General features: G+C 61.0%; 13 protein-coding genes. 5 read left to right on the top strand and 8 right to left on the bottom strand.

The annotated features are described in order from the left end of the window. Positions 1-162: 162 nt before the first annotated feature. From SC318_RS23030 to SC318_RS23020, 3 genes are read right to left on the bottom strand one after another with little or no spacing between them, the layout of a single operon-like run. Positions 163-1137: an alpha/beta hydrolase gene (locus SC318_RS23030; protein WP_320428577.1), complete on the bottom strand. Its 975-nt coding sequence runs from the start codon at positions 1135-1137 to the stop codon at positions 163-165. After that, entirely contained in the window at positions 1138-2025 is an 888-nt protein-coding gene (locus tag SC318_RS23025; protein WP_320428576.1) for a KPN_02809 family neutral zinc metallopeptidase, read from the bottom strand. It abuts the gene before it with no gap. A 56-nt stretch (positions 2026-2081) separates the two neighbouring features. Further along, positions 2082-2495, bottom strand: coding sequence for a lipoprotein (locus SC318_RS23020; RefSeq protein ID WP_320428575.1), 414 nt, complete (start codon positions 2493-2495; stop codon positions 2082-2084). A gap of 185 nt (positions 2496-2680) precedes the next feature. On the opposite strand from SC318_RS23020, the gene SC318_RS23015 reads away from it, so the two are divergent. Beyond that, positions 2681-3559, top strand: coding sequence for a DMT family transporter (locus SC318_RS23015; RefSeq protein WP_065935812.1), 879 nt, complete (start codon positions 2681-2683; stop codon positions 3557-3559). On the opposite strand, the gene SC318_RS23010 is transcribed toward SC318_RS23015, so the two are convergent. Then, complete coding sequence (locus SC318_RS23010) at positions 3560-4894, bottom strand: MFS transporter (RefSeq protein ID WP_306494719.1); 1335 nt, start codon at positions 4892-4894, stop codon at positions 3560-3562. Between the two features lie 210 nt (positions 4895-5104). Between SC318_RS23010 and quiC the strand changes: the two genes are divergently transcribed. The 3 genes from quiC to SC318_RS22995 all read left to right on the top strand — a co-directional run bounded on the left by quiC (position 5105) and on the right by SC318_RS22995 (position 9101). Next, a complete protein-coding gene (gene quiC, locus SC318_RS23005; RefSeq protein ID WP_320428574.1) occupies positions 5105-7006 on the top strand; it encodes a 3-dehydroshikimate dehydratase QuiC in 1902 nt (633 codons plus the stop codon). Between the two features lie 171 nt (positions 7007-7177). After that, positions 7178-7843 (top strand): TetR/AcrR family transcriptional regulator, encoded by a 666-nt coding sequence (locus SC318_RS23000; RefSeq protein WP_306494717.1) that lies wholly within the window; start codon positions 7178-7180, stop codon positions 7841-7843. A gap of 325 nt (positions 7844-8168) precedes the next feature. Continuing rightward, positions 8169-9101 (top strand): IS110 family transposase, encoded by a 933-nt coding sequence (locus SC318_RS22995; RefSeq protein WP_320428573.1) that lies wholly within the window; start codon positions 8169-8171, stop codon positions 9099-9101. A 128-nt stretch (positions 9102-9229) separates the two neighbouring features. Here SC318_RS22995 and SC318_RS22990 read toward each other — a convergent pair whose 3' ends face one another. From SC318_RS22990 to SC318_RS22975, 4 genes are all read right to left on the bottom strand, one after another. Next, the gene (locus tag SC318_RS22990; protein WP_320431283.1) at positions 9230-10081 is read right to left on the bottom strand and encodes a shikimate dehydrogenase; all 852 of its coding nucleotides are present in this window, start codon (positions 10079-10081) and stop codon (positions 9230-9232) included. Further along, positions 10078-10524 carry a type II 3-dehydroquinate dehydratase gene (gene aroQ / locus SC318_RS22985; RefSeq protein WP_320428572.1) on the bottom strand — a complete coding sequence of 149 codons (447 nt, stop codon included), beginning with the start codon at positions 10522-10524 and terminating at the stop codon, positions 10078-10080. The genes SC318_RS22990 and aroQ overlap by 4 nt, the downstream gene beginning before the upstream one ends. A 260-nt stretch (positions 10525-10784) precedes the next feature. Continuing rightward, on the bottom strand, positions 10785-11864 hold the full coding sequence (trmA, locus tag SC318_RS22980; protein WP_320428571.1) for a tRNA (uridine(54)-C5)-methyltransferase TrmA: 1080 nt from the start codon (positions 11862-11864) through the stop codon (positions 10785-10787). Further along, entirely contained in the window at positions 11861-13156 is a 1296-nt protein-coding gene (locus SC318_RS22975; protein WP_034100857.1) for an NCS2 family permease, read from the bottom strand. The genes trmA and SC318_RS22975 overlap by 4 nt, the downstream gene beginning before the upstream one ends. 188 nt (positions 13157-13344) lie before the next feature. Here SC318_RS22975 and SC318_RS22970 point away from each other — a divergent pair, with 188 nt between their 5' ends. Then, positions 13345-13791, top strand: coding sequence for a DUF4879 domain-containing protein (locus tag SC318_RS22970; protein WP_320428570.1), 447 nt, complete (start codon positions 13345-13347; stop codon positions 13789-13791). Positions 13792-13877: the final 86 nt, after the last annotated feature.

Here is a 13877-nt window from a genome sequence, read left to right as displayed (position 1 = left end):
GAGGATTGCACGGTATTGCGCCAGATGATCTAGCCCAAGCAATGAAGATCAACTGTGGGAGGGGGCTTGCCCCCGATAGCGGCCTGTCAGCTAAATATGTGCTGGATGACACACCGCCATCGGGGGCAAGCCCCCTCCCACATTTTTATCCGGTTTCGGCAGTTATTGCGCGAACAGAACTTTCTGGCCTTCGGGCGAGGTGAACATTTTGTCGCCGTCATGGCCCACCCCCGGTACTTCCACCAGCCTGTGGCTCAACTGCGGGTGCCGCTGCTTGAGGTAGTTGAAATAGTTGTGCCCGCGGATCAGCCGGTAGGCGCCCTGGGTTTCGGCTTCGCAGCTTTTATCCAGCGCCGGATGGTTGGGGTTGGTGTCTTGCTGGCCCAGCAGGTAAGTGACATCGCGCGACACATAGGCCTGCTCCAGTTGCTCGGCGCCCTGGCCCTCGACGTAGTCCGGCAGGCCTTGCATGCCGTACTTCCAGTCGTTGAAGCCCGGGCAACCGGCCGTCTCGAACTTCACCGGGCGTTGTGGGCTGAAGTAGGCGTAGGACGATGGGTTGGCCACCACATAGCGCAGGCGGATGCCCTCGGTCTGCAGCATCGGGTGCGCGTGGCCGGTGACCGCGAAACGCTGCACCACCTGCCCGCCACCGGAGTGCCCGGCGACTGCGATTTCCTTGAGCGCCGGGAACAGGGTGCGGTTGCCCAGGTGCTTGATGATCTGGTCGAGGGCGCCAAAAGAGCTGACCTGGCCGGGACCGATTGACGGCTCGCCGGCCATCCAGTCGTTGCCTTTCCAGCGCAGCACCTGGTTATCCAGGTGGTTAGGCTTCATATCCGACTGGTTGAGAAACTGCGGTGCAATCACCAGCACATCAGCGCCCACCTCGGCACGGGCGGCGGCGTCGATACCGCTTTGCAGGTAGGTCTGCGCATTGCGCAAGCGGCCATGCACGATGATCAGCGCGCGAGTGACCTGTGGCAGCGGCTGGCGCCAATCCTGGCTCAAGCCCAGGCTGAGATCGCCCGCATCCAAGTGAAAACGATCAGGGCTGACCACTTTGACACCGTGTTCGCCAGCCAACGCTGAGCAGGACACCAACAAAGCCAGCAGCCACCCCATTCGTTTATTCATTTAGAGGCTCTTGGCTGCAAAGGTATCGCACTGGGAGATCTGACCCTGGGCGAAGCCGGTCTTGAACCAGCGCACGCGCTGGGCCGAGGTGCCGTGGGTAAACGAGTCCGGCACGACGCGCCCTTGGCCCTGTTGCTGCAGGCGGTCATCGCCAATGGCGTTGGCGGCGTTCAATGCTTCTTCGATATCGCCGGGCTCCAGCCAGTTCAGGCGTTTCTGCGCGCGGTTGGCCCAGACGCCGGCAAAGCAGTCGGCTTGCAGTTCCTGGCGCACCAGCAGGCCGCCGTCGCCTTGCATCTGGCGACCCTGCTGGCGGGCGTCCTGGATCTTGGACGAGATGCCGAGCAAGGTTTGTACGTGGTGCCCGACTTCGTGGGCGATCACATACGCCTGGGCGAAGTCGCCAGCGGCCTGGAAGCGTTGTGACATTTCCCGGAAGAAATCCAGGTCCAGATACACCTGCTGGTCCGCCGGGCAATAGAACGGGCCGCTGGCCGAGGTGGCGCCACCGCAGGCGGAGTTCACCCGGCCACGGAACAGGATCAGTTTCGGGTTTTTGTAGGCCAGGCCGTTCTCCTGGAACACCTGGCCCCAGGTGTCTTCGGTATCGCCCAGCACCGCGCGCACGAAGTCGGCCTGCTCGTCGTTGGCCGCAGGCGCCTGACGCGATTGCGTACTGACGGACGGTGCCTGCTCCATCTGGCCGGTCAATTGGCCGAGGATCTGCATCGGGTCCTGGCCGGTAAGCCAGCCGATGCCGACGATCAGCACAATGGCGGTCAGGCTCAGGCCCTTGCCACCGCCGAAGCGCATACCGCCACCACCGCCGCCGCTGTCATCGCGGGCATCCACCACGTTGTCGCTGCGTCGGCCTTTTTTCCATAGCATGGGGCATTCCTCTTGATAAACGGTCCGGCAAAAATGTGGGTGAAGTATGGTCGCAATTAGCGGCAATAGCCTTCGCCGGCGGCAACAATCAGGCAGTCTTTCTTATCTGCCAGCCATTTCAAGCCAGTGGCTGCACCATCCCCGGCGCGCAGCACTTGCGGGCCGTCCGGGCGGGTGAAGGCGATGCCGTCATCGGTGGCCTGGCCCTTGAACGTGCCGGAAGCGTCGGCATCAAGGCCGTACTGCATGGTAAGCAGGTAGTGGCCGCGGCCGATGCTGTCGTCCTTGGCGATGCTCAGGTTCAGGCCTTCGACGCCAATCCACTTGCCTACCCAGTTATCGGTCGGCGGGGTTTGCGGCACCAGGGTCGCCTGCACGGACGCGGGGGCCGGCTTGGGCGCTTCTTTCGGGGTTTTGTCGCAGGCCGCGAGCAGGGCAAGGGCAGACAGGGCAAACAGGATTTTTTTCATAGCGGCAGGGCCTTGATTAAAAAGTGTGCAACGCCGGGGCGCGCGTGCAGGGTTGGACTCGAATCGGCTGATTTAGTGCGCTGTTCGCCCGGTGTTTGGTTATGCTCTTGGGGCAGACGCCTGCCCGGCTGCTAGATTACTTCGGTTAAGCGCACCGCGTTCAGCTCGCCACACAAGAGAATTCAATGACTGTCAGTACCCCGCTTTCCGGCGTCAACCATCCGTTCAAAGGCATCCTGCTGATTGTGCTGGCGACGTTCCTGTTCTCCAGTCACGACGCGTTGTCCAAATACCTGGCCGGGTTCTACCCGATCGTGATGGTGGTGTGGGCGCGGTACATGGTGCACACCTTGCTGATGGCCGGGATCTTCCTGCCGCAGTCGGGGCTGCGCGTGCTGCGCAGCAAGCGACCGGGCATGCAGGTGGTGCGGGCGTTGTGCCTGTTGGGCACCAGCCTGTTCTTCACCACGGCGTTGCATTACATCCCCCTGGCGGAGGCCACGGCGGTGAACTTCCTCGCGCCGATCCTGGTGACGGCACTGTCGGTGCCCTTGCTCGGCGAGCACGTCACGCGTGGCCAGTGGCTGGCGGTGATCTGCGGGTTTGTCGGCGTGGTGATCATCATCCATCCGGGCGGTGAGCTGTTCACGCCAGCAGTGCTGCTGCCGCTGTGCTCGGCGCTGTTCTTCTGCTTCTACCAACTGCTCACACGCATCCTCAGCCAATACGACAGCCCCACCACCAGCAACTTCTTTGCCGGCCTGTGCAACACCCTGGTGATGAGTGCGATGGTGCCGTTCTTCTGGCAGGTGCCAACCCTGTGGCATGGCGTGATGATGCTGGCGCTGGGCACCTGCGGGATGACCGCGCACTTGATGCTTACCCAGGCATTCCGCTTTGCGGCGCCGGCCTTGCTGGCGCCGTTCGGCTATTGCCAGATCGTGTTTGCGGGGTTGTTGGGTTGGCTGGTGTTCAGCCATACCCCCGACATGACCACGGTGGTGGGTATCGGGGTAATCTGCATGAGCGGGTTGGCCGCTGCCTGGCAGCAGCGGCGGCGTTGATTACGCGTCTACCGTAGGAATCTTGCGGGGCGCCATGAAGTACATCCACACCAGCGCGATGAAATACATCGCCGGAATCAGGGTGAACAACAGCGTGTAGTTGTTGTTGGTCACGGTCAGGATGTGGCCGACGATCTGGGTCATGAACATGCCGCCGATGGCCGCGCACATGCCGCCGAAACCGAACACCGTGCTCATCATGTGCTTGGGCGTGTAGTCCATGACCAGGCTCCAGATGTTGGCGGTCCAGGCCTGGTGCGCGCCGATGGCCAGGGAGATGGCGAATACCGCGACCCACAACTGGCTGGAACCGGCCGCCATGATCACGCCGACGATGCAGCAGGCGAACAGCAGCATCGACAGCAGCCGCGCCTTGATCGAGTTCATCCCGCGCCCGATCAGGAACGAGGACAGAATACCGCCGCCCACACTGCCGAAGTCGGCGGTGAGGTAGATGATGATCAGCGGAATGCCCATCTGCGTCACGTTGATGCCCAGGTTGTATTGCTGGTTCAGGAACGGCGGCAGCCAGTACAGGTAGAACCAGAACACCGGAGCGGTCAGCGAGTAGGCCAGCGCAAAGGCCCAGGTGCCGCGCATGCGCAGGATGCGGCTGAACGGCACGCGAGGCTGTTCCGGCTCGACTTCCCGTTGCACGTAGTCCAATTCGGATTGTTTAACGGTGGGGTGGTCTTCCGGGTTGTAGTACTTCAAACCCCAGAACACCAGCCAGATAGCACCGAGCGCCGACATGCACAGGAACGCCGCCTGCCAGCCCCACACGTGCAGGATCAAGGGCAGCAGCATGGGCGTCATCATCGCGCCGACGTTGGTGCCGGCGTTGAAGATGCCCGTCGCCACGGCGCGCTCGCCGGCCGGGAACCACAGGCGTGTGGTCTTCACGCAGGCCGGGTAGTTGGCGGCTTCGGTCAGCCCGAGGATAAACCGGCAAACCATGAACCCGACCGCCGAGGTGGCCAGGCCGTGGGCGCCGGTGGCCAGGCTCCACAGCAGCACCGCGCAGAAAAACACACGCTTGACGCCCACGCGGTCGATCAGGCGGCCCTGCAGCACGAAGCCGATGGCGTAGCCGACCTGGAACCAGAAGTTGATGTTGGCGTAGTCCATCGCCGTCCAGCTCATTTCCTTGGCCAGAATCGGTTGCATCACGCCCAGGGCGGCGCGGTCGATGTAGTTGAGGGTGGTGGCGAAGAACACCAGGGCCAGCATGCCCCAGCGGGTTTTACCCACGGCCAGGGCGCCGCGGATCTTGTCGCCGATGCCGGCGTGCGGTGTGCCCGGGCGCGCGGCCAGGACGGAATTTTGCGAAGGCATGAGGTCGTACCCGTTTTTGAAATTTTTATGGTGTGTTCTGGGTCTTGGTGCAAGGTCGATGGTGCGCAGTGGTTAAAAAGTCGTCAATTCGGCAAAGGGGCATAGTGTTCGATAATCGCACCAAAAACTAACCGGTTCGTACATTTTAATTGCCGCGTGTAGGCTGGGGGCGAATAATTTGCCATAAACAACAAGTGCCGGGAGTGACCCATGCAACGTTCCATCGCTACCGTGTCGTTGAGCGGCACCCTGCCGGAAAAGCTCGAAGCCATTGCCGCCGCCGGGTTTGATGGGGTTGAGATCTTTGAAAACGACCTGCTGTATTACGACGGCAGCCCGCGTGAAGTCCGGCAGATGTGCGCTGACCTGGGCATCGCCATCACCCTGTTTCAACCGTTTCGAGACTTTGAAGGCTGCCGCCGTGATCGCCTGGCGCGCAACCTCGAACGCGCCGAGCGCAAGTTCGACCTGATGCAGGAGCTGGGCACCGACCTGGTGCTGGTGTGCAGCAATGCCTCGGCCGATTGCGTGGGTGATGAGCGCATCCTGCTGGACGACCTCAGCCTGCTGGCCGAGCACGCGGGCCGCCGTGGCTTGAGAATCGGCTATGAAGCGCTGGCCTGGGGCAAGCACGTGAACACCTGGCAGCAGGTGTGGAACCTGGTGCGTCAGGTGGATCATCCAAGCCTGGGCGTGCTGCTCGACAGTTTCCACACCTTGTCGCTCAAGGGCGACCCGAGCGGCATCGCCGAGATCCCCGGCGACAAGATCTTCTTTGTGCAAATGGCCGACGCGCCGATCCTGGCCATGGACGTGCTGGAGTGGAGCCGGCATTTCCGCTGCTTCCCAGGCCAGGGCGAATTCGACCTGGCGGGGTTTCTCGCGCCGATCATCAAGAGTGGCTACACCGGGCCCTTGTCCCTGGAAATTTTCAACGACGGCTTTCGCGCCGCGCCGACGCGGGCCAATGCGGCCGATGGTTTGCGCTCGCTGTTGTACCTGGAGGAGAAAACCCGCCAGCGCCTGGCCGCGCAGCAACCGGCCACGCCCGTGGACATCCTGTTCGAGACCCCGGCGGCCAGCGAATACGATGGCATTGAATTCCTCGAATTCGCGGTGGATGAAAGCCTCGGCGCCAAGCTGACCCATTGGCTGGAGCGCCTGGGTTTTGCCAAGGCCGGCCAGCATCGTTCCAAGAACGTGAGCTTGTTGCGCCAGGGCGATATCAACCTGATCCTCAATTGCGAACCCTATTCCTTCGCACACAACTTTTTCGAGGCCCATGGGCCGTCGTTGTGCGCCATGGCGATGCGGGTCAAGGACAGCAGCAAGGCATTGGAACGAGCGGTGGCCTACAAGGGCCAGCCCTATCGTGGCCTGGTGGGGCCCAACGAGCTGGAGTTGGCTGCAGTGCGTGCACCCGATGGCAGCCTGATTTACCTGGTGGACCCCAGCGAAGGCGGGCTCTACGACACCGATTTCAACCTGCAACCCGCGGCCGCCGCCAGCGGCGGTTTGCTGCGCATCGACCATATGGCCATGGCCCTGCCGGCCGACAGCCTCGACAGCTGGGTGCTGTTCTACAAAAGCCTGCTGGATTTCGAAGCCGATGACGAAGTGGTGCTGCCCGACCCTTACGGTTTGGTGAAAAGCCGCGCACTGCGCAGCCGCTGCAGCTCGATCCGCCTGCCGCTGAATATTTCCGAGAACCGCAACACGGCGATTTCCCACGCGCTTTCAAGCTATCGCGGCTCGGGCGTGCACCACATTGCCTTCGACTGCGCGGACATTTTCGCCGAGGTGCGCCGCGCCAAGGACGCCGGGGTGCCGCTGTTGGACATCCCGCTCAATTACTACGACGACCTGGCCGCGCGTTTTGATTTCGACGACGAATTCCTCAGCGAACTGGCGTACTACAACGTGCTGTACGACCGCGACGCCCAGGGCGGTGAGCTGTTTCATGTCTACACCGAAGCCTTCGAGGGTCGGTTTTTCTTTGAAATCATCCAGCGCAAGAACGGCTATGCCGGTTATGGCGCGGCCAACGTGGCGGTGCGTTTGGCGGCGATGGCCAAGTCGCGTAGCGGCGCAGTGCGCCAGGCACGTCTATAAATCCTTCCCTCATTTAAGCGGCGAACACCGTCAAAAGTGTGGGAGGGGGCTTGCCCCCGATGGCGGCCTCCGAGGCACCACCGAGGAGCGGGTAAAACGGCGGCCAGGTGCTTCCTTCGGGAAGCACCTCGGCCCATAATCGGGCCTGCATAAAAACGCCGTGAGCGCACCATGACCCCGACCCCCGATCTCTCTGCCGTGTCAGACGCACCGCGCAAGAGTCGCAAGAACAATCCGGAAAAGACCCGCGAGAATATCCTCCAGGAAGCCATTGTCGAGTTTGTTCAGCAAGGCCTGTCCGGGGCCCGCGTGGACGCCATCGCCGAGCGCATCCACACCTCCAAGCGCATGATCTATTACTACTTCGGCAGCAAAGAGCAGCTCTACGTCGAGGTGCTGGAGAAGCTCTACGGCGACATTCGCAACACCGAAACCCGCATGAACCTCACGGCCTTGGAACCGCGCGAAGCGATCCGCCGGCTGGTGGAGTTCACCTTCGATCATCATGACCAGAATGTGGATTTCGTGCGCATTGTCAGCATCGAAAATATCCACAATGCCGAGTACGTCAAACGCACCAGCACGATCAAGGACATGAACAGCAAAATTCTTGAGGGGCTCGGTGAGACGCTGCGTCGCGGCGCCGAAATGGGGCTGTTTCGCGAAGGGTTGGAGCCGCTGGATGTGCACCTGCTGATCAACTCGTTCAGCTTTTACCGTGTATCCAACCGGCATACCTTCAGCGAGATTTTTCAGATCGAATTGTCGGATGAGGCGATCAAGCAGCGGCACCGCGAGATGATTTGCGAGTCGGTGCTGCGTTACCTGCAAGCCTGATCATTCACAGTTCCAGAGTAGAAATGCGAATCCTGTGGGAGGGGGCTTGCCCCCGATAGCTGAGTGTCAGGCAATGCATCTGCTACTGACCCACCGCTATCGGGGGCAAGCCCCCTTGTGTCTTGAGCCAGGATTAGACTGAGGGTGAGAGCGGTGAGTAGCAAGCTGAATGCCCCGAGTGCTTAAAGCACGTGTGGGAGCCCACGCTGCTACTCACCTCTCCGCTCTGGACATGAGCCCGAACAGTTGAACGAGCCCACCTCGAACAGTTACAAGCGTGGGCCAAGCCAGAGCGCTCTCACATTAAGTGTAAGAGGATTTGGCTATGTTTTCCTATCCAGCAGGTATTGATGTTTCCAAGGACAGCCTTGAGGCTCGAGTTAATCAGGTTGACGTTGGGGTAAATTGCGCTAACGCCGAAGAAGATTTCCCTGGGTTGATTGGGTGGCTATTGCTTCACCAGGTTGGTCGCGTGGTATTGGAGGCTACTGGCGGTTATGAGCGCAAAGTCATGAAGGCGCTTCAGGCTGCGGGCCTTGATGTCATCTGCATCAATCCGCACCGAGCCAAGAGTTTTTCCAGGGCGATGGGCAAACAAGCCAAAACCGACCCGATAGACGCAAAGTCTCTTGCGCACTATGCAGCTGTTCTAGACTCGCCAAGCGCCCGAGTTACAAGCCCGGAGCACGATAAGCTGCGCGCGTTGGTCCAGCAGCGGGAGCATTTTGTTCAGCAAAGAGATGACGACAGACGACGCCTGAAAACAGCTTCCTGCGATGCGGTAAAGCCTGCATTACAGAACCATATCGACTATTTGACCGTGGCATTGGAGGCGATAGATCAACTGATTCGTCAAAGTGCGAACGAGTTAGATAGCGAAAAGGTGGCTCGACTGTGTTCAGTCAAAGGAATCGGGCTGGTTACTGCCACCAGTCTTATGGCTTACCTGCCTGAGCTGGGAGAGATTGGAGGGCGCCCTATCGCGGCACTAGCGGGCCTCGCTCCGTACAACAACGACAGCGGAAGGCATAAAGGTGCACGCCATATTAGTGGCGGAAGGTTTTCAGCCCGTCGCTCACTTTACATGGCCTGTTGGGTGGTTATCCGTGACCAGCCAGAATTCGGGACTCGATATAAGGCGCTACGTGATAAAGGGAAATGCGCCAAAGTCGCGTTGATCGCCTGTATGCGCGTTTTGTTGGTACGTCTGAACGCGATGCTGCGTGACCGCACTGAATGGAAAGAGCGCACCGATTAGCTCGGTAGCAGCAATTTCCTTCAGCATTGCACGGCCTAAGCTGTGGGAGCTTTGCTGCCTATGAAAATGACTTCTGAATTGAATCCAATAAGACAGTTGCTCCCACATTTGAACTGTGTTTTTTTCAGTCAGATCTCCATACGCTGGAAATGCGCAAGCATCCTGCCGGCATCTGCCGCTTCCCCGCTGAACAGCTCAAACGCCTTCACCGCCTGAAACACCGCCATATTGCCGCCATCCAAGGTACGGCAACCCAGGGCGCGGGCGTCGCGCAGCAGTTCGGTTTCCAGCGGGAAGTACACGATTTCCGCCACCCACAGCCCTGCATGTAGTAGCGCGGCGGGCACCGGTGTGCCGGGTAGCTTGGCCATGCCCATCGGGGTGGTATTGACCAGGCCATCGGTCTCGGCCATGGCGTTGGCCAAGTCGCTGCCGACCTGGGCACGACCGGCACCAAAACGCTGGGCGAGGTTATCCACAAGCTCGCGGGCACGGTGGGTGTCCACGTCGAAAATACTCAAGTGCTCCACACCTTCGGCCAGCAGCGCATGCGCCACCGCCGCGCCCGCACCGCCGGCGCCCATCTGCACCACGCGCTGGCGTGGCACATCATTCAAGTTGCGCCGGAATCCTTCGGCAAACCCCAGGCAGTCGGTGTTATGGCCGATGCGCTTGCCGTCCTTGAACACCACGGTGTTGACCGCGCCAATGCCCTTCGCCTCGTCGGACAATTCATCCAGCAACGGCAGAATCGCCTGTTTACACGGGTAAGTGATGTTCAAACCCGTGAAGTGCATCTGTTCGGCGCAACGCAGCAGGTCGGGCAGGGCGTGGATGTCCAGGCGCAGCGCTTCCAGGTCGATCAGGCGGTAGAGATAACGCAGGCCCTGGGCGTCGCCTTCCTGCTCATGCAGGGCGGGCGTGCGAGAAGCCTGGATGCCGGCGCCGATCAGGCCGGCGAGAACGCGGGGTTTCATCAGGCGCACCCTCTCAACGAGTGGCTGAAGTGTTCCAGGGCCAAGTGATAGCCATGGCTGCCAAACCCGGCCAACACCGCCTTGGCGACGGGCGACACAAACGAGTGATGACGAAACGCCTCACGGGCATGCACGTTGGATAAGTGCACTTCGATCACCGGCACTTCGCTGGCCACCAGCGCATCGCGTATCGCCACCGATGTGTGGGTCCAGGCCGCCGGGTTGATCACGATCCCGGCGCAACGGCCACGGGCGGCGTGGATCCAGTCGAGCAGTTCGCCTTCATGGTTGGTCTGGCGAAATTCGATGGTCAGCCCGAATGTTTCCGCGCTGCGACCACACAGGGCCGCGATGTCGGCCAGGGTTTCATGGCCATAAGTGGCGGGCTCGCGGGTACCGAGCAGGTTGAGATTGGGGCCGTTGAGCACCAGCACAATGGGTGGCATCAGGTGTATCTCCACAGTTCTTATAAGTTGTGGAGATAAAATGTACTGAATGGTTAGTTTGGTCAAATGAAGTCGCTGGACTTGTTCGATTATCGAACCGTTAATCAGCGGGACTGCTTCTGATGAAGTGTTGCTCGGGTTGCAGTGTGAACACGATTGTCGGGCGCGGCCTGAGTTTACCTAGCCGTTGGCACGAGTGGTTACAACCCGGCGTTCGCCGGGTTGTTCGTCGTCACTAATCTTTTGATGCCTGACAGATTTTATCGGCGGGTCAGCAACACACCCGATTCCATATGGTGGGTCCACGGAAACTGGTCAAACATTGCGCACTGGGTAATGCGGTGCGTGTCGTGCAACTGCGCAATGTTCGCCGCCAGTGTTTCCGGGTTGCAGGAGATGTACAGGATGTTGTCGAAACGCCGGGTGAGTTCGCAGGTGTCCGGGTCCATGCCGGCACGGGGCGGGTCGACGAATACGCTGCCGAATTCGTAGCTTTTCAGGTCGATGCCCTGCAGGCGGCGGAACGGGCGCACTTCATTGAGCGCCTCGGTGAGTTCTTCGGCAGACAGACGCACCAGGGTGACGTTGCCCACGGCATTTTCATCGAGGTTGCTCAAGGCAGCATTGACCGACGTCTTGCTGATTTCGGTGGCCAGCACGTTACGCACGCGGGTTGCCAGCGGCAGGGTGAAGTTGCCGTTGCCGCAGTACAGCTCCAGCAGGTCATCCGGGCGATCACCCAGGGCGTCGTACGCCCAGTTGAGCATCTTCTGGTTCACCGTGCCGTTGGGCTGGGTGAAAGCGCCTTCGGGTTGGCGGTAGCTGAAGGTGCGGCCGCCCACGTCGAGTTTTTCCACCACGTAGTCGTGACCGATCACATCGCGCTTGCCCTTGGAGCGGCCGATGATGCTCACGTTCAGCTCGGTCGCCAGCTGGTTGGCGGCGGTGTGCCAGTGCTCATCCAGCGGGCGGTGATAGCACAGGGTGATCATCGCATCACCGGCCAGCGTGGTGAGGAACTCCACCTGAAACAGTTTGTGGCTCAGGGCTGCGCTGGCTTGCCAGGCGGCCTTGAGCTGGGGCATCAACTGGTTGATGCGCTGGCTGGCGATGGGGAACTCTTCGATCAGGATCGGCGTGCGCTTGTCGTCCTGGGCGAACATCGCGTAGTGGCGATCCCCGCCTTCGCGCCACAGGCGGAACTCGGCGCGCAGGCGAAAGTGCTGCAGCGGCGAGTCAAAGACCTGCGGCTCGGGCGCATCGAAGGGTGCCAGCAGGTCACGCAGGCGCGTGACCTTGTCTTGCAGTTGAGCGGTGTAGCGTGCGGCGTCGAAAGTCATGCGTTGAACCAGCCCAGCTTGATCACGAACAGAATCGACAGAATCACCAGTGCCGGGTTCAGCTCACGGTAGCGGCCCGAAAGCAGCTTGATGGCGGTCCAGGCGATGAAACCGAAGGCGATGCCGTTGGCGATGGAGTAAGTGAAGGGCATCGCCAGGGCGGTGATCACCACCGGCGCTGCCACAGTAATGTCGTCCCAGTCGATTTCAGCCAGGCCCGATGTCATCAGCACGGCCACGAACAGCAGCGCCGGCGCGGTGGCGAAGGCCGGCACGCTGGCCGCCAGTGGCGAGAAGAACAGCGCCAGCAGAAACAGGATCGCGACCACGATGGCGGTCAAGCCGGTACGGCCCCCGGCGCTCACGCCGGCTGCGGATTCGATGTAGCTGGTGGTGGTCGAGGTGCCCAGCAGGGAACCGGCCATGGCCGCCGTACTGTCGGCGATCAGCGCACGGCCCATTTTCGGCATATGGCCGTCCTTGCCCATCAGCCCGGCGCGCTTGGCCACGCCGATCAGGGTGCCGGAGTTGTCGAACAGGTCGACGAACAGGAACGCGAAGATCACGCTGACCAGGCCGATGTCCAGCGCGCCCTTGATGTCCAGTTGCAGGAAGGTCGGGGCCAGGGACGGCGGCATCGAGGTCACGCCGCCAAACGGGGTGAAGCCCATGACGATGGACACGATGGTAACCGCCAGGATGCCGATCAGCACGGCACCGCGCACGGCCAGGGCTTCCAGCGCCACGATCAGCGCGAAACCGAGGGTAGCCAGGATTGGCGCGGGTTGTTTCAGGTCACCCAGGCCGACCATGGTGGCCGGGTTGCTCACCACGATACCGGCGTTGTGCAGGGCGATCAGTGCCAGGAACAGGCCGATACCGGCGGCAATGGCCGAACGCAGGGGCAGGGGGATGCTGTTGATGATCCACTCACGGATACGAAAGATCGACAGCAGGAAGAACAGCACCGCCGAAATGAACACCGCGCCCAATGCCACCTGCCAGGTATGGCCCATGTGCAGGACCACGGTGTAGGTGAAGAAGGCATTGAGGCCCATGCCCGGCGCCAGGGCGATCGGGTAGTTGGCGATCAGGCCCATCACGGTCGAACCGATGGCCGCCGCCAGGCAGGTCGCGACGAACACCGCGCCTTTGTCCATGCCGGTTTCGCCGAGGATGCTCGGGTTCACGAACAGGATGTAGGCCATGGCCAGGAACGTCGTGATACCCGCGAGAATCTCGGTGCGCACGTTGGTGTTGTGGGCTTTGAGTTGAAACAGCTTTTCCAGCATGCCGGCTCCCTGTGACGCTATCTTGCGTCGTGATTTGTTGACCTCTAAGTCAAAGCACAAACTGCGCCAAGCGCTTGTGGTTTCAGAGAGGATCGGAAAAAGCGGCGCATCATACCAGCAGCCGAGGCTGTGTGGCGCATGGCCTTGAGGCATACTGCGCCGACGTTTAACAGCAGGTCATCGACAGCATGAAAAAAGCCAATGTGTGGAGTCTAGCTCTGATCCCCTGTCTGGGCCTGTGGCTCGGCGCGGCACCGGTGTGGGGCGCGGCTGCACCGGCCTTGAGCGAGGTGCGGGTGTTCAAGGTCGAATCGGCCAAGTGCAGCGAGACCATCCCGGAACGTGTGCAGACCACCCAGATGTGCGAGCACCGTGGGCCTACCAAGGTCTCCGTAATGGAGGTCGGCCTGGGCAATAGCCCCATGGGCCGTTTCAATGGCGCCGAGTTGAACGGGCAACGCACGGCGGTGTGCCAGGTGGGAAACATCAGTGAGGCCTGCAACGGCGTGGGCACGCTGATCGGCTACATCTATGTGTTTGACCTGAACGTGCAAGCCCAGGGCTGGTTCGAATTCACCAATACCTCGATCAACCCCCCGCAGAACACCTTGAAAGCCCAGTTCAATATCCGCTGATCAATTGGCTTGAACGCTCAAAACCCCGGGAAGTCGTACCCCTGAGACGGCGATTTTCCTGAACGCCGCGGATGTACCAACCCGTG

The sequence above is a fragment of the Pseudomonas sp. MUP55 genome (assembly GCF_034043515.1).
GTDB lineage: Bacteria > Pseudomonadota > Gammaproteobacteria > Pseudomonadales > Pseudomonadaceae > Aquipseudomonas.
The sequence above is the reverse complement of the archived record's forward strand: the minus strand, read 5'-3'. Positions and strand labels throughout refer to the sequence as shown.

Excerpts from the sequence above, each read along its gene's own strand:
- trmA (WP_320428571.1), bottom strand. The coding sequence starts at position 11,864 with ATGACTTTCGACGCCGCACGCTACACCGCTCAACTGCAAGACAAGGTC.
- SC318_RS23000 (WP_306494717.1), top strand. The coding sequence starts at position 7,178 with ATGACCCCGACCCCCGATCTCTCTGCCGTGTCAGACGCACCGCGCAAG.
- SC318_RS23025 (WP_320428576.1), bottom strand. The coding sequence starts at position 2,025 with ATGCTATGGAAAAAAGGCCGACGCAGCGACAACGTGGTGGATGCCCGC.
- SC318_RS23015 (WP_065935812.1), top strand. The coding sequence starts at position 2,681 with ATGACTGTCAGTACCCCGCTTTCCGGCGTCAACCATCCGTTCAAAGGC.
- SC318_RS22995 (WP_320428573.1), top strand. The coding sequence starts at position 8,169 with ATGTTTTCCTATCCAGCAGGTATTGATGTTTCCAAGGACAGCCTTGAG.
- SC318_RS23020 (WP_320428575.1), bottom strand. The coding sequence starts at position 2,495 with ATGAAAAAAATCCTGTTTGCCCTGTCTGCCCTTGCCCTGCTCGCGGCC.
- quiC (WP_320428574.1), top strand. The coding sequence starts at position 5,105 with ATGCAACGTTCCATCGCTACCGTGTCGTTGAGCGGCACCCTGCCGGAA.
- SC318_RS23030 (WP_320428577.1), bottom strand. The coding sequence starts at position 1,137 with ATGAATAAACGAATGGGGTGGCTGCTGGCTTTGTTGGTGTCCTGCTCA.
- SC318_RS22975 (WP_034100857.1), bottom strand. The coding sequence starts at position 13,156 with ATGCTGGAAAAGCTGTTTCAACTCAAAGCCCACAACACCAACGTGCGC.
- aroQ (WP_320428572.1), bottom strand. The coding sequence starts at position 10,524 with ATGCCACCCATTGTGCTGGTGCTCAACGGCCCCAATCTCAACCTGCTC.
- SC318_RS22970 (WP_320428570.1), top strand. The coding sequence starts at position 13,345 with ATGAAAAAAGCCAATGTGTGGAGTCTAGCTCTGATCCCCTGTCTGGGC.
- SC318_RS23010 (WP_306494719.1), bottom strand. The coding sequence starts at position 4,894 with ATGCCTTCGCAAAATTCCGTCCTGGCCGCGCGCCCGGGCACACCGCAC.